Origin of the sequence: Salinivibrio socompensis S35, assembly GCF_000513715.1 — a bacterium.
GTDB classification, from domain to species: domain Bacteria; phylum Pseudomonadota; class Gammaproteobacteria; order Enterobacterales; family Vibrionaceae; genus Salinivibrio; species Salinivibrio socompensis.
The window spans coordinates 1-17,669 of the sequence record NZ_AQOD01000007.1 but is presented as its reverse complement, the minus strand read 5'-3'; the positions used below and the strand labels follow the sequence as shown (position 1 = coordinate 17,669).

Sequence of the window (17,669 nt, the reverse complement as noted above, 5' to 3'; positions counted from 1 at the left end):
TAGGCCTTGGTCAGATCTTCCGGTCCTCTATTCGGGGCGAGTTCGGTTCCGCTTGTTAACATGTCTTGTTTACTTTTTTCTTTTACCTTGACTGTACCCCGCTGAAGGGTCTGATTCAACGTCTTTTGTGTGTTGAGTCGCGGTTTTTGACTTCTTTTTCCCCTCGAATTTGCCAGAATCGGTGTCTTTTCTAGAAGATGCTGCTGCCGGCGAAGTATTTGCAGTGGCTTTTGTGGCAGCAGCCACAGAAGCGCCATTGGCGACGGCCACAGCTGCAGAAGAAGATGAGGAGGATTGGTCCTTAGAGGGCGATTTAGCCACATCGGGACGCTGATAAGCGGGCTTCCACAATGCCAGTGTCTGCCCGGGATAAATGGTATAAGGAGGCTGTAAATTATTATGCTCGATGATGTCGTCAATATCGCGATCCGTGATGTAAGCGATGTAGTAAAGCGTGTCGCCTTTTTTCACTTCATAATAGCTACCGCGATAGCTGCCTCTATCTACGCTGGTATAATCGGGCGTCACACTGGATACCGGCGCCGTCCTCGCCAGGAACAACCAGATAGAACAACTAATAGTGACAGAAAAAACGCGATTTTCATCTATTTTTAAACACAGCTCCATCGCTAAGACAGTTTATGCCAGTTCACCCGCAACAAGGGGAACAAATTTAACCGATTCAACCGTCTCGGTGTGGAACTTTGTTCCCTCACGTGTGACTTTCATCAGCGTTTGATCGGCATCACCAATGGGGATCAACATCACACCGCCGTCGTTGAGCTGTTCACACAAAGCCTCGGGGATGTTGGCCGCGGCGGCTGTCACCATAATGGCATCGTACGGCCCTTTCGTCGGCCAACCTTGCCATCCATCGCCATGCTTGGTGGAAACATTATAAATATCCAGCTGTTTAAGACGTCGCTTCGCCAGCATTTGTAATTGTTTGATCCGCTCGACAGAATAAACATGATCGACTAGGTTAGCGAGGATCGCAGTTTGATAACCGGACCCCGTGCCAATTTCCAAAATGCGACTATCACGTTGCAAATTGAGTAACGATGTCATCTTAGCCACAATATAAGGTTGTGAAATAGTTTGTCCCCAACCAATCGGTAACGCATTGTTCCCGTAGGCTTGGTGGGTCATGGCTTCAGAGACAAATAAGTGTCTAGGCACGGCCTGCATGGCATCTAAAACATCAGTGTTCGTCACACCTTGTTGTTGCAAAAATTGAATAAGTGATTGCGCTTGACTCAACGTCGGCTTCCTTTATCACTGAGTTTGAATCGATAGATAAGGCAGCCGCCTCATTGCGGCTCCCCCAATATGGTGCGCTAGTCCCCCAATATGGTGCGCTAGCGGGCTATTCTGTCAGCCATTGAGAAAACATACCTAGCGTATCATGGGCGGTTAAATCCACTTGCAGCGGCGTAATAGACACAAACTGATCAGCAATCGCATGGAAATCGGTTCCCGGCCCTGCGTCTTGGGTTTTCCCCGGCGCACCGATCCAGTATATCGGTTTACCACGCGGATCGCCTTGTTTTATCACGTCTTCTGCATGGTGGCGGGCGCCAAGACGGGTCACTTTCCAACCTGCAAGACTATCAACGGGCACATCCGGCACATTAATATTGATCAAACGGTGACTCGGTGCCGCATGGCGCTGATTCTTGGCTAAGAATTGTTTCACCACATGCGCTGCAGTTTCAAAGTGCTGATGGCCACAAAGCGAGACGGCAATGGCAGGCGCTCCAAGGAAAAATCCTTCTGTCGCAGCAGCCACCGTCCCCGAGTAAAGCACATCATCACCCAAATTCGCGCCATGATTGATCCCCGTAATCACAAAATCTGGCTCCCACGGCAGCAGCTCTCGCAGTGCCAGATGGACCGAATCCGTTGGCGTGCCTTGAACCGCATACCGTTGGGGGCCCAGCTCACGCACCCGTAATGGGTTTTCCAACGTTAACGAGTTCGAAGCCCCAGAACAATTACGGTCAGGCGCAGCGACCACCACATCAGCGATGGTCGATAACGTGTCGGTCAATGTTTGGATCCCTTGAGCATGATAACCGTCGTCGTTACTAATCAATATGCGCATCGCGCTCTCCTTGTTCATTTGCGATCACGACTTCTCGCATCACCGCCGTCGCAAAAGCCCCCGCCGGTAAAAAGAAACTCACGGTCAAGGTATCAGCTTCGTGCGTCCACGCCATAGATTGAGGCAGTAAACGCATCAAGCGACGGTCGTGACGCATGCGATTATCGCGGATCACCGCCAATAAATCGGGCTCTTGTTCCACCACATTTAGCTCAAACTGCTCAGCGTCAGCGGTGGTCGGTAACGCATTATCGCCCGTCATTGGCGCGGTAATATTTGGCTGTTGAAGACCTGCCTGCTCGGCCGTAAACATCTGGTTTTGTGTATCCAGACATAAGTCACCCACCAATGTTTGGTCAAACAAACTGGCGTTTAATCGGGCTGACACCACTTGGTTAAACAATAAAGAACGAGCCGCTGAGAGATAAAAGCTGCGTTTACTCTTATCCCGGACTTTACGCTCTCCACGCCCCCAAGCACGGGCTATTTCGACGTTATTGCCCTCGCGACCAAATCGCTGAGCGCCAAAATAATTGGGGACGCCTTCTTTCGTGATAGCTTCAAGGCGAGGGAGCAGTGCTTGTGGGTCGGTCAATTGACGAATACAAAGGGTAAATTGATTACCGATTAAATCGCCCGGGCGCAGTTTGTGCTGATGACGCGCGGTACCCTCAATACTGATAACCCCAGGATGGGTCTCGATAAAAGCCTGTAAGTCCGGATCGGCCTTGCCGGGAAGATGAACACTAAACCACTGCTCTGTCACCGCATGCCTGTCTTTTAGACCCGCCCAGCTGACTTGGCGTGAGCTTACCCCACACGCTTTAGCCAGCTCGTTAGCGACGTATTGGGTGTTTTCACCCCGCTTTTTAATTCGGACTAAAAAGTGTTCGCCTTGACCAGATGGGGTAAAACCGAGGGATTCTGAGACAATAAAATCGTCTGGAGATGCTTTTAAGGTCCCTGACTGTGTCGGCTGACCATGTAAGTAAGCTAAAGGTGCCAGTAAGTCTGTCATAGAGCCTCTTTATTCAGTAGGACAACCGCTTCACATGCGATGCCTTCTTTGCGGCCAGTAAAACCAAGGCGTTCTGAGGTTGTCGCTTTGACGTTGACCGCCTCAATCTCCACGCACAAATCCTTGGCGATCGCCGCGCGCATCGCTTGAATATGCGGACCCATTTTAGGCGCTTGGGCAATAATCGTGATATCTGCATTGCCGAGCAGATAGCCCTTGGCACGTACCTTAGTATAAACATCACGCAGCAACATCCGGCTATCGGCGCCTGCCCACTCATCACTGGTATCTGGATAATGCTGGCCAATATCGCCGGCGGCAATCGCCCCCAATAACGCATCGCAGAGCGCATGGAGGGCAACATCACCGTCTGAATGTGCGACAAGACCTTGCTCATAAGGTACTGGCACCCCCCCGATAATGACAGGGCCATCGCCCCCAAATTTATGCACGTCAAAGCCGTGTCCAATTCGCATCATAATTGGCCTTTTTGTTGTGAAAGGTAAAACGCCGCGAGCCACTGATCCTCTGGGTGAGTGACCTTAATATTGCTGGCACTCGCAGGCACCAGAATCGGATGTCCACCGCTCGCTTCAATCGCGGAGGCTTCGTCGGTGACCTGATCGCCTGCCTCTTCCAGTGCGCGTTTCAGTGTTTGCGTTAAAAACATTTGTGGGGTCAGAGCATGCCAAAGCGCTTCGCGTTCAACAGTATGCGCCACTTGCCCATGGACATTGGCGCGCTTCATAGTGTCTCTCACCGGCGCCGCTAACAAAGCACCATCTTGATGAGATTGCGCGCGCTCGATCAGTGCATCAATGTCTGAATGCGTTACACACGGTCGTGCCGCATCATGCACCATGACCCATTGGGTTGTCACCGCCGCCAGCCCGGCTTGTACCGAGGTCGCGCGAGTGGGCCCGCCGGTCACTACCTGAACGTCGTCATGGACGCTGAGACCGGTTTGCGCAAAGTAACTGTCGTCGGCGCTAATGACGACGACTACCGTACTAATCGCAGGGTGCGTCAGCAAACGCTCAACGGTATGCTGAATCAGGGTTTTGCCTGCTAAAGAGAGGTATTGTTTGGGACAGTCAGCCTGCATTCGACGTCCTACGCCGGCGGCAGGCACCACGGCGCTTATACCGGACCGCAAAGCGCCAGGCTGCAAAGAGGTTTGTTCGACCACAAGTTATCTTCTTTGTTGGAACCGCCTGCAGGCGGTCATTGGTTATTGTCTTGTATCGACCAATCGGAAAAATGTCTCGTCGGGTTTGATCATGCCAAGCTCATTACGTGCTCGCTCTTCAATCGCTTCTTGACCGCGTTTTAAATCCGCAATCTCTGCGTACATTTGTTGATTACGCGTCACGAGTTTTTGATTGGCTTGTTGCTGCACGGCGACATTGGCTTCAATTTGCCAGTAATCTGTCACGCCATTTTTGCCTAACCATAAATCGTATTGTAGCCAAACAAGCGTGAGAAATAGCGCAACCGATAGCAGCCTCATACCTGTACTCCTTCCAACATCGGCTCGACGTATTCACACCATGATATTATAACTGCATAGGCTAGCGGATCAGGTCGCTGGTGTCATGGTTTTCCTAAACGAAAAAAGCCGCCCCGTTAAACGGCGCGGCTTTTCCAATCAAAGTGTTTAAGTGCCGATTATTGGCCTTTCACTTCTTTTAGACCATTGAACGGTGCTTTTTCACCCAGCGCATCTTCGATACGGATAAGCTGGTTGTACTTAGCAACACGGTCAGAACGGCTCATCGAACCCGTTTTGATTTGACCTGCTGCCGTACCAACCGCCAAGTCAGCGATGGTCGCGTCTTCCGTTTCGCCTGAACGGTGAGAGATAACAGCGGTGTAACCGGCGTCTTTCGCCATCTTGATAGCAGCCAGTGTTTCAGTCAAAGAACCGATCTGGTTGAATTTGATCAAGATAGAGTTCGCCACACCTTTGTCGATACCTTCTTGGAGGATCTTGGTGTTGGTAACGAACAGGTCATCACCAACCAGCTGGAGTTTGTCGCCCAGCAGTTCTGTTTGGTGTTTAAAGCCGTCCCAGTCAGATTCGTCAAGGCCATCTTCGATAGACACGATTGGGTAATCTTCAGCCAGTTTAGCCAGATAGTGGTTAAACTCTTCTGAAGAGAAGGTCTTACCTTCACCTTTCATGTTGTAGATGCCTTGCTCCTTGTCATAGAACTCAGACGCAGCACAGTCCATCGCTAGGGTAATGTCTTTACCCAGCTCGTAGCCTGCTTGCTCAACCGCTTCTTTAATCGCGGCGAGGGCTGCTGCGTTTGACTCTAGGTTAGGCGCAAAACCCCCTTCATCACCCACACGCCGTGCTTAGGCCTTTGGCTTTCAGCACTTTTGCTAGGTTGTGGAACACTTCCGCACCAATGCGTAGCGCTTCTTTCAGCGTTTTAGCACCCACTGGCTGGATCATGAACTCTTGGATATCAACATTGTTATCCGCGTGCTCACCACCGTTTAAAATATTCATCATCGGTAATGGCATAGAGAACTGACCGCAGTGCCGTTAAGCTCAGCAATGTGCTCGAACAAAGGCATGCCTTTCGCCGCTGCCGCTGCTTTTGCGTTTGCCAAAGACACCGCTAGGATCGCGTTGGCACCAAACTGAGACTTGTTCTCTGTACCGTCGAGATCGATCATTACTTGGTCGATATCTGCTTGCGCTTTGGCATCTTTGCCCAGCAGTGCTTCTGCGATTGGGCCATTCACGGCTTCAATAGCTTTCAGTACGCCTTTACCCATGAAACGTGACTTATCACCATCACGCAGTTCTAGCGCTTCGCGAGAACCGGTAGAAGCACCAGAGGGTGCCGCCGCCATACCGACGAAACCACCTTCTAGGTGAACTTCCGCTTCAACGGTAGGATTACCGCGTGAATCAATAATTTCACGACCTAGAATTTTAACGATCTTAGACATTGTGATTCCTCTCGTCTGTCATTGTTTTTAAAAAGTAAAAAGCGGCCGCCCTCAGGACCACCGCTCGAATATCGTTTATAGTTCACCGCGCTGTTTTTTGCCTGCCGCAGCAACAAACCCAGCAAACAGTGGGTGGCCATCACGTGGCGTTGATGTGAACTCTGGGTGGAACTGACATGCCACAAACCAAGGATGTGCTGGGTTTTCAATAATCTCCACCAGCTTTTTATCGGCGGAAAGACCCGAGACGGCTAGCCCTGCTTTTTCGATTTTAGGAAGTAGCAGGTTATTCACTTCATAACGGTGGCGATGGCGCTCATGGATTTGGCTATTGCCATAGAGCTGATGCGCTTTCGACCCTTCGGCTAAGTGGCAAAGCTGCGCACCTAGACGCATGGTGCCGCCAAGATCCGAGGTCTCGCTGCGCTCTTCCACTTTCCCTTCTTCATCAACCCATTCAGTGATCAGGCCAACGACGGGATACGGACTTTCTTGGTTAAATTCGGTTGAGTTCGCGCCTTCCATCCCCGCAACATTTCGTGCGTATTCAATCAGTGCCACCTGCATGCCAAGACAAATACCAAGATAAGGCAATTTGTTTTCGCGTGCATATTGTGCCGCTATGATCTTACCTTCAATCCCTCGATCACCAAATCCACCGGGGACAAGAATCGCATCCAAATCCTGCAGCATTTCAGTGCCGCGGGTTTCAAGATCCTGAGAGTCCACGTATTTAATGTTGACGGTCAGACGGTTTTTCAACCCACCGTGTTTTAATGCTTCATTGACGGACTTATACGCATCCGGCAACTCGATGTATTTACCGACCATACCAATGGTGACTTCGCCCATTGGGTTGGCGTCTTCGTAGCTCACTTGCTCCCACTCTGACAAATCAGCGTCCGCGGCTTCAATACCAAAACGGTGGCATACCAAGTCATCCAACCCTTGTGAACGAATAATCGAGGGTATCTTATAGATGGAGTCTACGTCTTTCATGGTAATCACGGCTTTTCCCGGCACGTTACAGAACAGTGCAATCTTAGCGCGCTCGTTCGCCGGGATCGTTCGCTCGCTACGACACACCAAAACATCTGGCTGGATACCAATCGACAGTAGCTCTTTTACGGAATGCTGCGTTGGCTTGGTTTTCACTTCACCCGCAGCGGCCAAATAAGGCACTAATGTCAGGTGCATGAACATGGTGTGCTCACGACCTACATCCACCGTCAACTGACGAATGGCTTCTAAAAATGGTAATGATTCAATATCACCGACCGTACCACCGATTTCTACGATTACAATATCGTGACCTTCACCGCCTGCGACGATGCGATCTTTGATCGAGTTGGTAATATGCGGGATCACCTGAATGGTCGCCCCCAGGTAGTCTCCACGGCGCTCTTTACGCAGTACATCCGCATATACACGGCCCGAGGTAAAGTTATTACGCTTGGTCATTTTGGTGCGAATGAAGCGCTCGTAGTGACCGAGATCAAGGTCGGTCTCTGCGCCGTCTTCCGTGACGAATACTTCCCCGTGCTGGGTAGGGCTCATTGTCCCTGGATCCACGTTAATATAAGGGTCGAGTTTCATGATGGTGACGTTAAGGCCACGCGCTTCAAGAATGGCTGCTAATGAGGCTGCAGCAATACCCTTACCGAGGAGGATACAACACCGCCCGTAACAAAAATGTAGTTCGTCGTCATGCTAAACCTGAGAGTTGGATTTAGAGGAAATTAATGGAGTTCTGGACGGGACAATATGATACCAGACCCCACTGACTCCCACAATGTGAAAGCTACCACACACCCTGGTGTTTTTAATTGTCACAAATCAATTATGCCAATAACAGGATATCGCCTTACTCGTCTTTTTTTACCGCTTGCCACGCCGATTCTAGTTCATCTAGCTGATATTTTTGAATATTTTTTCCATTATTACGTAAGTGACTTTCAACGCCACGAAAGCGACGTTCAAATTTTTGATTGGCCACACGTAACGCTTGCTCCGCATCAGTGCCTAAGTGACGTGCGACATTAACGACGGCAAACAAAAGATCGCCAATTTCTTCTTCCACACGGGTTGCGTCAACATGCGTCTGTGCCAATTCGTGTTCGACTTCTTCCAGCTCTTCGCGCACCTTGTCGATCACCGGTGCCACGGTTGACCAATCAAATCCGACCCGTGCACACCGTTTTTGTAGTTTATGGGCGCGGGTTAACGCGGGAAGTCCCTGAGTCACGCCATCTAATACACTGCTGGATTGGGTTGACGGCATTTTTTCTGCGCGCTCTTGCGCCTTGATACCTTCCCAATCTGGCGTAGTCAACGGCTTACCGTCCGCGTCTTTGGGGCCAAACACATGAGGATGACGACGGGTGAGCTTATCGCAAACCGCATTGACGACATCAATCAAAATCAAATCGATTTTGTTCCCGCCCCAATTGACTGTAGAACACAATTTGAAAAAGGAGATCGCCTAACTCATCTTTTAGATCCGACCAGTGCTCACGCTCAATGGCGTCAGCCACTTCGTACGCTTCTTCCAAAGTATGAGGCACGATAGAAGCAAAGGTTTGTGCCTTGTCCCAGTCACAGCCGTGATTGGGATCGCGTAAGGTCGCCATTATCGTCAGTAAGTCGTCAATTGACGTCATAGGAAGGTTCCTTCATGAAAAAACGCCCTGTCGAAACAGGGCGAGTGCATTAGCGGAGACGTTTTGCTTCAACCACGTCTTTGACTTGCTCAAGCCGGTTCACAACGCGGCTTAAGGTATCCAAGTCGGAGATTTCAAGATCAAAATCCATGATCGACATTTGCTTTTTATAATCAACCCGGCTTTGCATCCCAGCTACACGCGCTTTCTCGTTACTCAACACCGTGTTGATATCCTTGACCAACCCTGTTCGCTCGTTAGCAGAAAGGCGAATGCGTACATGGTATTGACCAATATGGCCTTTCCCCCATACCGTCGCAATGATCCGCTCTGGCGCGTGATGGCTCAGTTCGTTGAGTTGTTCACAGTCCGCGCGATGGACAGAAATGCCACGCCCTTGGGTGACAAAGCCTTTAATTTCATCGCCCGGTAACGGTTGGCAACAGCGCGCGAGGTGCGTCATCAGGTTATCGACCCCTTCGACAACCACCGCATCGCGGTGGGCTTTGCCTGTATTTGGCTTTTGTTCGCTCTGCTGCAGCTTTTCCAACAACTGCTGCTCTTCTTCTTCCAGGCTCGGTTTATTAATCAGGCCATTAATATGATTAACGACTTGATTAATACGTAAGTCTCCACTACCGACTCCGGCATAAATCTCATCCAACGTATTGACGTTAAAGCGTTTTAACGCCAGACTAGCATCTTTACTGGTGCCCCCGATTTTTTGCAACTCAGTGTCTAAGATCTCCTTACCGGCCGCAATGTTCTTGTCTTTGTCTTGTTTACGGAACCAGGCATTTATCTTGGCACGTGCGCGGCTTGAATTAACAAATCCATGACTGGGGTTAAGCCAATCTCGTGAAGGATTAGGCTCTTTTTGCGTGATAATTTCAACTTGATCTCCCATTTGTAGGTGATAGGTAAAGGGAACAATCCGCCCCTCAACTTTGGCACCAATACAACGGTGACCCACTTCTGAATGAATGTGGTAAGCAAAATCAAGCGGCGTCGCACCGCTGGGTAAGTCAACGACATCGCCGCGTGGAGTAAAAGCATAAACCCGGTCGTCGAAAACTTGGCTACGCAATTCATCGAGCATCTCGCCCGAGTCAGACATTTCTTCTTGCCAAGCTAATAACTTACGCAGCCAGGTAATTTTTTCGTCTATACCCACTGCGACCGCTGGCTGAGCCTTCTTTGTATTTCCAATGCGCCGCCACACCTAGCTCCGCGTCATCGTGCATTTGTTTGGTGCGGATTTGAATTTCAACCGGCTTGCCTTCTGGCCCCAACACCACGGTGTGAATGGACTGATAACCATTTGGCTTAGGGTTAGCGACGTAATCATCAAACTCTTTAGGCAGGTGACGGTACTGGGTATGAACCGCCCCTAATGCGGCATAGCAATCCTGTAATTGATCGGCAATGATGCGCACTGCACGCACGTCAAACAACTCATCAAATTCTAGATTTTTCTTCTGCATCTTGCGCCAGATACTGTAAATATGCTTCGGACGTCCGTATACTTTCGCATTGATATTAGACACTTCCATCGCCTGTTGTAAGCCTTCGACAAAGGCACTGATATAGTTTTCACGATCAATGCGTCGCTCAGCCAACTGCTTGGCAATTTGCTTATAGGTTTGTGCGTGTTGATAACGAAACGCGTAATCTTCGATCTCCCACTTTAACTGACCGATCCCTAACCGGTTAGCTAAAGGCGCGTAGATATTCGCACTCTCTTTCGCGGCTTGTTGACGCACCGCTTCGGGCGCATCCTTCACTTCACGTAAATGGCAAATACGCTCAGCCAGTTTAATGACCACGCAGCGGAAGTCTTCCACCATAGAAAGCAACATGCGGCGAACATTATCGACTTGTGACGAGGTGGCTTCATTGTCGGCTTGGGTGTTTAAATGCCGAATAGCCGCTGTTTGCTGCACACCACGGATAAGGTTGACGATCGACATCGAGTAGTCGTCCGCGAGTGTATCTAGGCTAACAAGTTTCGCGTCGACCACAGGGAATAATAAGGCGGCCAACAAGGTGTCGGCATCCATGCTTAAGGTGACGAGGATTTCGATCATCTCTCGGCCTCGCCACAAAGGCTGGCTGAGTGCGGATTCATCTTCACTCAGTGTTCTACAATATTGGTAGCCGTCTAGCAAGGCTTGTGTCGTCGATGCGTCTTGCCCGAGTCGCTTAACCCAGGTGTTAAGCTCAAATGCTTCGTCTTCGTGTAGGTGGGCTTCTCGTACCGCAACCATAACTGTTCCTATCCTTAACTCTCGTACTGACAAGAGAGGCATGTCCATCACGACAAGCCACTAAGCGCCTATGCCCGCTTACTCGTCACCGGCTTAAACAAGGCCATCGATTCCATGTGCCTGTTTGTGGAAACATATCCAGCATCCCTAATTTGACCAATGCATAGCCATTATCGAGCATCACACGGGCATCCCGCGCTAACGTGGCTGGATTACAGGACACATAAACAACATGTGAAGCATTAGATTGTGCCACAAAGTCTATAACACCCGCAGCCCCTGCACGTGCCGGATCAAGTAATATTTTGGTAAAATCGCAGTGGGTCCAATCCCCCTCCAACGTATCACTATTTAGATCTGCCTGATAAAAGTGTGTGTTATCACAACCGTTTAACTGCGCGTTATCTGCCGCCTGATTCACCATAGCTTGCACGCCTTCTACACCGACAACTTGGCTGACCTGTTTGGCGACCGGGACACTAAAATTACCCAATCCACAAAACAGAATCCAAGATTCGATCGTCTTTCTCCAGCGCTAACCAATCCAGCGCCTGTGACACCATGTCCTGATTGACAGCAGGATTGACCTGAATAAAATCATTCGGTTCAAACGCTAGCCGACATCCGGCCACCAGGTAGTGAGGCGCGACGCCAATAAGGCGTTCGGGCGCAGCATCCCCTTGATGTAAGTAAAGGGTACAGTCTTGGGTGTCCGCCCATTCACGCAGCGCTTGACGGTCATCATTGTGCAACACCTTCATGGTACGCAATGACACCACCGCGGTGTTATCGGCATCAATCAGATCAAGATGGCCCAAAATGCGTCGGCCGCGTAAGCCATCGAGACACGGGCGCAAGCGCGCAAGCAACGTATTCAGTGGTTCATTAAGCACTGGACAATGGGTGACATTGATAATCGCACTGCGCTGACGGGCGCGAAACCCCATCGCCAATGCGCCCTTTTTATCGACGTGCAGGCTGATGCGTGCACGACGCCGATACTGCCATGGCGTATCGATAATAGAGGCCGATAGTGTCGGCTCTCCTCCAGCGAATTTTTGTATGAGCTCATTCAGTGTTTGCTGCTTATGCGCAATCTGCCCTTCATGCTTAGTTGGCTGAAGCTACAACCGCCGCATTGCTGATAAACCGGACACCCTGGCTCAACACGTTGTGTTGCGTGGCTGTCGAGTTTGATTAACTGGCCACGCGCATATTGCCGCTTTTGCTCGGTCAGCTGTACCAAGCGTGCTCCCCCGGTAAGGCACCTGGGACAAATACCGGCTTTTTCTGCAAAAAGCCCACGCCATCGCCATGGTGATCCAAGCGTTTGATGGTTATCAGCTGATGCTTTTGCTCAATTTTTTTGTTTTTTTCGGGCTTAAAAAAGCGCGCCATTTTGTATTCCAGTGTTTAAAGCTTGTTACCAAGCCAGTCAAGAGATCCTGCCAGTGGGAGTTGTGATAGTTCGCTGACTATTTTGTGATTGAATCATGTACACTGGCGCTAAATGTCGTGATTATTTTCCCATAGTTTATCTAGCATGACCAAATATGGCCTCCGCACTCGTGTCTCTGTACTCACTATTGCACCGACACTTATTGTTGGACTGTTACTCAGTGCGTTTTTTACCAGCACCCGCTATCAAGACCTTGAGCAGCAACTCACCGTTACCGGCTCAGCGATTATAGAACCACTCGCCATTGCAAGCGAAGTGGGGTTGAAAAATGATAGTCGTGAAAATGTGCGGCGGCTCATCGGCTTTGCCCACCGTCAGCATTCTCAGTTTGTGCGCAGCATTGCTGTTTTCGATCGTCGCAATGAGCTTTTTGTGACCTCCAACTACCATCGTAACCTCGCCATGCTCTCGGTCGATAGCGGCCAGCCTATCCCTACGCAATTACAAGTGAGCCAGCAGCAGGATACCTTGATTCTACGCGCGCCGATTTTAGAAATTGGACGCTTTACCCCAGGGCTCAATGTCGAGCGCCCCTTGGGGTATATTGCGATGGAGTTAGATCTTAGCTCGGTACGGTTAAAACAGTACCAGGAAATGATCACGGCGCTGGTGATGGTTGCGCTAGGCGGGATTCTCTCCTGCTTTTTCGCTATCGTCTCATTGCCTGATCGTGACTCACCCAACATTTGGGCAACATGGTGACTTTAGTCGATAGAATTCGGCGAGGCCATCTCGACGTGCGGATTGAAGGCGAGCTGCTCGGTGAGCTTGATACCTTAAAAAACGGCATCAATGCGATGGCGATCTCATTGTCCGAATACCATTTAGAAATGCAACAAAGCATTGATCAGGCGACCAGTGATCTGCGCGAAACCCTAGAGCAGCTCGAGATCCAAAATGTCGAATTAGATATCGCCAAGAAAAATGCTCAGGAAGCCGCACGGGTTAAATCTGAGTTCCTCGCCAATATGTCACATGAGCTGCGCACGCCGCTCAACGGGGTGATTGGCTTTACGCGCCAAATGCTAAAAACCGAGCTCAGTAGTAGTCAGCGAGATTACCTTCTCACCATTGAAAAATCCGCCAATAATCTGCTAACCATCATCAATGACATCCTAGATTTCTCAAAACTGGAAGCGGGTAAGCTGCTGTTAGAGAACATTCCATTTGACGTGCAAGACATGCTCGACGAAGTCATGCGTCTGCTCGCGCCGATGGCGCACGAGAAAGGGCTAGAGCTCACCCTACGCACCGATGCGCGGATTCCGGCCGGTGCTGTGGGCGATCCGCTGCGCATTCAACAAGTGTTGATCAACCTGATTGGTAACGCCGCAAAATTTACCGAACGGGGCAATATTGATGTCAGTATCGATCTTAAACAGCTGCACGATGAAACCGTCGAACTCCAATTGATGGTCAAAGACACCGGCATTGGCATCTCTGAACGTCAACAAGCGCAGCTGTTCCAAGCGTTTAGACAAGCCGACGCCAGTATCTCACGCCGTTATGGCGGTACCGGGCTCGGGCTTGTGATCACGCAAAAATTAGTCCAACAAATGGGCGGCGATATTGGCTTTACCAGCCGCCTTCACCAAGGCTCATCATTCTGGTTTACCTTACAGCTAACACAAACCGATTTACCGGTGTCGCAGCCACTCGATATTGAGCCTTTAGTCGGGCGCGATATTCTGATCGTGGAACCCAATGCGCGTACCAGAGAGATTTTGCGCAAGCGCCTGAGCCAAGTGGGCCTTAACGTTGATACCGCATCCGGCACCCACGTGCTCACTGACCACAGGTATCACTTTGCACTGCTTTGTTTTGATGCCGGTAGCATGCCCGCATTGAGTGAGATGCAAGCCGCGGTCAGTGTCTGTGAGCATCATGCACAGTCAGTCGTTGTCTGCTTACCCACCACTGAGTTAGAAGCGTCCGAACACCTTTTGAAAGCAGGCGTTCGTGCGTGTATCGCCAAGCCCATTCCGCAGCGCAAACTCTTAGAAACGCTACTGGGATCACCAGAGCCGGCACCTTTACCTTTACCTAAACCGAGTACCACACAAAAAGCCCCATATACCGTGATGACGGTCGATGATAACCCCGCAAACTTGAAACTGATCACGGCATTATTGGCTGAACGGGTGGAGGAAGTCGTGACCGCACATGATGGAGCCAAAGCCCTGTCACTGGCACACCAACACGCGTTTGATATCATTTTAATGGATATTCAAATGCCAGAAATGGACGGTGTAACGGCGAGTCAGGAAATCCGCAAAGCCGGACTCAACCAGCAAACGCCGATTGTCGCGGTAACCGCGCATGCAATGCCTGGTGAACGTGAGCGCCTCCTTGATGCGGGGATGGACGATTACCTCACCAAACCCATTGAAGAGGCAATGTTAGAAAGCACCCTGAGTCGTTGGTTGCATTTGGATGAAACAGCGGTATCTCATCATCAGGCAGCGCCACTGCCGAGCCCGGTTAACCAGGATCACAATGCTCGCCATCTGGATTGGCAGCGGGCGCTCAACCAAGCAGCGGGCAAGGCCGATCTCGCCAAAGAAATGCTAGATATGCTGCTCGCCTCGTTTACGTCGGTGAAAAAGGTCGTCGCCAGTGCGTTGGCGGGAGAGTCGGAGACCGATAGCTTATGGCAAGCCATTCACAAGCTTCACGGCAGCTGTGCGTATAGCGGCGTGCCACAACTGAAACGTCTATGTCACGAGTTGGAAACCCAATTAAAAGCGGGGGCCGACATCGCGGCCGTCGAGCCTGAGCTGTTAGAGCTCCAAGATGAAATTACACACATTGAGCAGTTGGCACCGCAGTATCTCGACAACGCGCAGGACTGTTAACCGGTTTCTAAGATAACATAGGCGACCGCGTAGGCCTTTTCATCCGATAAGGTCAACCAACAGTGCTCAACGCTACGCTCGCGTGCCAATTGGGCGGCGCGGCCAGAGAGCGTTAAGGCGGGCTGACCGGAAGCATGATTGGTGATAGTGAAATCGTGAAAGGTGACGCCATTCGCTATTCCGGTACCCAACGCTTTTGCCGCCGCTTCTTTAGCAGCAAAGCGTTTGGCCAGGTAACGACCGGGCGCCTGAAGGGTTGCCATCTGGGCCTGCTCACTTTCGGTCAGAATCCGATCAGCAAAGCGTGATTGGCGTGCAAAGGCTTTTTCCACACGCGCAATCTCAACAATGTCTGTGCCAATCCCAACAATAGCCATTTAGCGACGCGCCGCTTCCATAATGGCCTTCATGTCCGCCACCGCTTTTTGCAAGCCATCAAACATCGCGCGACCAATGATCGCATGACCAATATTCAGTTCGTGCATTTCTGGCATCGCTGCAATCGGTGTGACGTTATGATACGTGAGGCCATGCCCCGCGTTCACTTTCATCCCCAGATCGACAGCAGAGCTCGCCGCCGCGGAGATCTTTTTAAGCTCAGCTTGACGATCGCTGTCATTGGTTGCATCTGCGTAGTGCCCCGTATGCAGTTCAATAAAGGGCGCACCACATTGGTGAGCGGCTTCAATTTGCTTGCGATCCGCATCAATAAAAAGAGACACCTTGATCCCAGCCTCGGTCAGCCTCTTGGTCGCCGCTTTCACTTTATCCAACTGTCCCGCCACATCCAAGCCCCCTTCGGTCGTGAGCTCTTCACGTTTTTCTGGGACCAGACAAACAAATTCAGGTTGAACCTCTAACGCAATCTCAACCATTTCATCGGTCACCGCCATTTCCAGGTTCATACGGGTTTGTAGCGTTTCTTTGAGTAAGCGAACATCGCGATCAGTAATGTGGCGACGATCTTCGCGAAGATGCACAGTGATCCCTGCCGCCCCGGCACGCTCCGCCAATTCCGCAGCATGAACCGATCCGGATACGCGGTACCGCGCGCATTACGCACCGTCGCGACGTGGTCAATGTTCACACCTAGGTAAATTTTATCCATGATTATTTCCTTCTAAACAATTCTCTGCTTTTGAGCGGCTTGGGGCCAAGATAAGGCTTGAGCGCCATGCGTGTAAAACGCTTTGCAGCGCGCAGCTGTGCCACCGTTTCAAAGTGTCGTGTCGCTAAGGCCCGCAGATCTGCCCCGGTAAATTGCCGATGCTGGCTTTTCATGATCGACGCGACAAAGCCCTGCTGCTCTCGATATAGATACGTCATATTATCGTTGATCGGGTCGCCACTACCAGCACAATGAAGAAAATCAACACCATAGCCGAGCGCTTCCAGTAACGACAACTCAAAGCAGCGCAATGCAGGCTCTGGGTTGTGATAGCGGGCAAGCTGGGTCAATGCGGTGACATAATCGAAAAATAACGCCGGGTAAGGAATATGAGGCTCAAGCACCCGCATAACCAGCTCATTGAGATAAAAGCCAGAATACAATGCGTTGCCTGATAAAGGCAGCGCGAGGCCTGTTGCCTCAGCACTGCGCAGTGTACGTAGTTCACCACGCCCGCCCCACTTGAGCAGTAAGGGAGTAAAAGGTTGTAACGCCCCTTTTGTCGCCGAACGGGGGCGACGTGCCCCTTTCGCGAGAAGCGTAATACGCCCCCTCGTATTCAGAGAACACGTCCAAGAGTAGGCTCGATTCACTATAAGGCGCGAATGCAGCACAAAGCCACGTTGAAAGCCGTCCACTCACCCTCTCCTGAGTGCATGGCCCCGATGTTCGGGCCAATTAGAGATCGTCGATATAACCCAAGCTGCGCAAGGCGCGTTCGTCATCAGCCCAGCCGGATTTCACTTTGACCCAAAGCTCAAGGTAGACCTTACGCTCGAACAGATCTTCCATGTCTAAGCGCGCCTCTCGGCCAATCCGTTTGATCTTTTCGCCGCCTTTACCAATGACCATTTTCTTCTGACCAGTACGTTCAACTAAAATCAAACCATTAATATGAAACCCATCGGTTTGTGGGTTGTAGTCAAAACGTTCAATTTCAACGGTTACCGAATAAGGCAGTTCTTCACCGGTAAAACGCATCAGCTTTTCACGGATAATTTCTGAGGCCATAAAACGCTGAGAGCGGTCAGTCACATATTCTTCAGGGAAGTAGAATTCAGACTCAGGCAACGCATCACGGACACGCTGCTCCACTACATCAATGTTGGTTCCGGTTTTTGCTGAAACAGGGATCACGTCGACAAACGGCATCTTCTCCGACAGCGTTGTA

The 17,669-nt window shown here is 50.7% G+C and carries 10 protein-coding genes and 7 pseudogenes; 1 reads left to right on the top strand and 16 read right to left on the bottom strand.

Annotated features, from left to right (window positions below; all coding sequences use genetic code 11):
• Nucleotides 1-69 precede the first annotated feature (69 nt).
• The 12 genes and pseudogenes from DZ54_RS0100955 to rlmD form a co-directional block, all read right to left on the bottom strand.
• The gene (locus DZ54_RS0100955) at nucleotides 70-528 is read right to left on the bottom strand and encodes a LysM peptidoglycan-binding domain-containing protein (RefSeq protein WP_240473881.1); all 459 of its coding nucleotides are present in this window, start codon (nucleotides 526-528) and stop codon (nucleotides 70-72) included.
• A gap of 111 nt (nucleotides 529-639) precedes the next feature.
• Nucleotides 640-1,260: a protein-L-isoaspartate(D-aspartate) O-methyltransferase gene (locus DZ54_RS0100950; RefSeq protein ID WP_025672797.1), complete on the bottom strand. Its 621-nt coding sequence runs from the start codon at nucleotides 1,258-1,260 to the stop codon at nucleotides 640-642.
• 106 nt (nucleotides 1,261-1,366) lie between these two features.
• Entirely contained in the window at nucleotides 1,367-2,104 is a 738-nt protein-coding gene (surE, locus tag DZ54_RS0100945; protein ID WP_025672796.1) for a 5'/3'-nucleotidase SurE, read from the bottom strand.
• A complete protein-coding gene (gene truD, locus DZ54_RS0100940) occupies nucleotides 2,088-3,122 on the bottom strand; it encodes a tRNA pseudouridine(13) synthase TruD (RefSeq protein ID WP_025672795.1) in 1,035 nt (344 codons plus the stop codon). The genes surE and truD overlap by 17 nt, the downstream gene beginning before the upstream one ends.
• Nucleotides 3,119-3,601: a 2-C-methyl-D-erythritol 2,4-cyclodiphosphate synthase gene (gene ispF / locus DZ54_RS0100935; protein WP_164831536.1), complete on the bottom strand. Its 483-nt coding sequence runs from the start codon at nucleotides 3,599-3,601 to the stop codon at nucleotides 3,119-3,121. The genes truD and ispF overlap by 4 nt, the downstream gene beginning before the upstream one ends.
• Entirely contained in the window at nucleotides 3,598-4,311 is a 714-nt protein-coding gene (gene ispD, locus DZ54_RS0100930) for a 2-C-methyl-D-erythritol 4-phosphate cytidylyltransferase (protein ID WP_025672793.1), read from the bottom strand. Before ispD ends, ispF begins: the two co-directional genes overlap by 4 nt.
• Before the next feature lie 42 nt (nucleotides 4,312-4,353).
• A complete protein-coding gene (ftsB, locus tag DZ54_RS0100925) occupies nucleotides 4,354-4,632 on the bottom strand; it encodes a cell division protein FtsB (RefSeq protein ID WP_021022088.1) in 279 nt (92 codons plus the stop codon).
• A gap of 158 nt (nucleotides 4,633-4,790) precedes the next feature.
• Nucleotides 4,791-6,089: pseudogene (gene eno, locus DZ54_RS17885) on the bottom strand (phosphopyruvate hydratase).
• Between the two features lie 75 nt (nucleotides 6,090-6,164).
• Nucleotides 6,165-7,798 (bottom strand): annotated as a pseudogene (locus DZ54_RS17880) (CTP synthase).
• Between the two features lie 155 nt (nucleotides 7,799-7,953).
• Nucleotides 7,954-8,749: pseudogene (mazG, locus tag DZ54_RS17875) on the bottom strand (nucleoside triphosphate pyrophosphohydrolase).
• A gap of 49 nt (nucleotides 8,750-8,798) precedes the next feature.
• Nucleotides 8,799-11,016, bottom strand: a pseudogene (gene relA / locus DZ54_RS17870) (GTP diphosphokinase).
• A gap of 68 nt (nucleotides 11,017-11,084) precedes the next feature.
• Nucleotides 11,085-12,414: pseudogene (gene rlmD / locus DZ54_RS17865) on the bottom strand (23S rRNA (uracil(1939)-C(5))-methyltransferase RlmD).
• Between the two features lie 145 nt (nucleotides 12,415-12,559).
• Here rlmD and barA point away from each other — a divergent pair.
• Nucleotides 12,560-15,330 (top strand): annotated as a pseudogene (gene barA, locus DZ54_RS17860) (two-component sensor histidine kinase BarA).
• Here the strand turns inward: barA and acpS are convergent.
• The 4 genes and pseudogenes from acpS to era all read right to left on the bottom strand — a co-directional run.
• The gene (acpS, locus tag DZ54_RS0100880) at nucleotides 15,327-15,707 is read right to left on the bottom strand and encodes a holo-ACP synthase (protein ID WP_025672790.1); all 381 of its coding nucleotides are present in this window, start codon (nucleotides 15,705-15,707) and stop codon (nucleotides 15,327-15,329) included. The pseudogene barA and the gene acpS overlap by 4 nt on opposite strands.
• Nucleotides 15,708-16,438: pseudogene (gene pdxJ / locus DZ54_RS17855) on the bottom strand (pyridoxine 5'-phosphate synthase).
• 2 nt (nucleotides 16,439-16,440) lie between these two features.
• Nucleotides 16,441-17,136, bottom strand: coding sequence for a DNA repair protein RecO (recO, locus tag DZ54_RS17850; RefSeq protein ID WP_240473880.1), 696 nt, complete (start codon nucleotides 17,134-17,136; stop codon nucleotides 16,441-16,443).
• Nucleotides 17,137-17,176: 40 nt separating this feature from the next.
• On the bottom strand, nucleotides 17,177-17,669 hold a 493-nt coding region (gene era, locus DZ54_RS0100865; protein WP_025672789.1), incomplete at its 5' end, for a GTPase Era.

What these genes read in the sequence shown, in the direction of transcription:
- surE (WP_025672796.1), bottom strand. Translation starts at nt 2,104, where the DNA reads ATGCGCATATTGATTAGTAACGACGACGGTTATCATGCTCAAGGGATC.
- truD (WP_025672795.1), bottom strand. Translation starts at nt 3,122, where the DNA reads ATGACAGACTTACTGGCACCTTTAGCTTACTTACATGGTCAGCCGACA.
- ispF (WP_164831536.1), bottom strand. Translation starts at nt 3,601, where the DNA reads ATGATGCGAATTGGACACGGCTTTGACGTGCATAAATTTGGGGGCGAT.
- ftsB (WP_021022088.1), bottom strand. Translation starts at nt 4,632, where the DNA reads ATGAGGCTGCTATCGGTTGCGCTATTTCTCACGCTTGTTTGGCTACAA.
- acpS (WP_025672790.1), bottom strand. Translation starts at nt 15,707, where the DNA reads ATGGCTATTGTTGGGATTGGCACAGACATTGTTGAGATTGCGCGTGTG.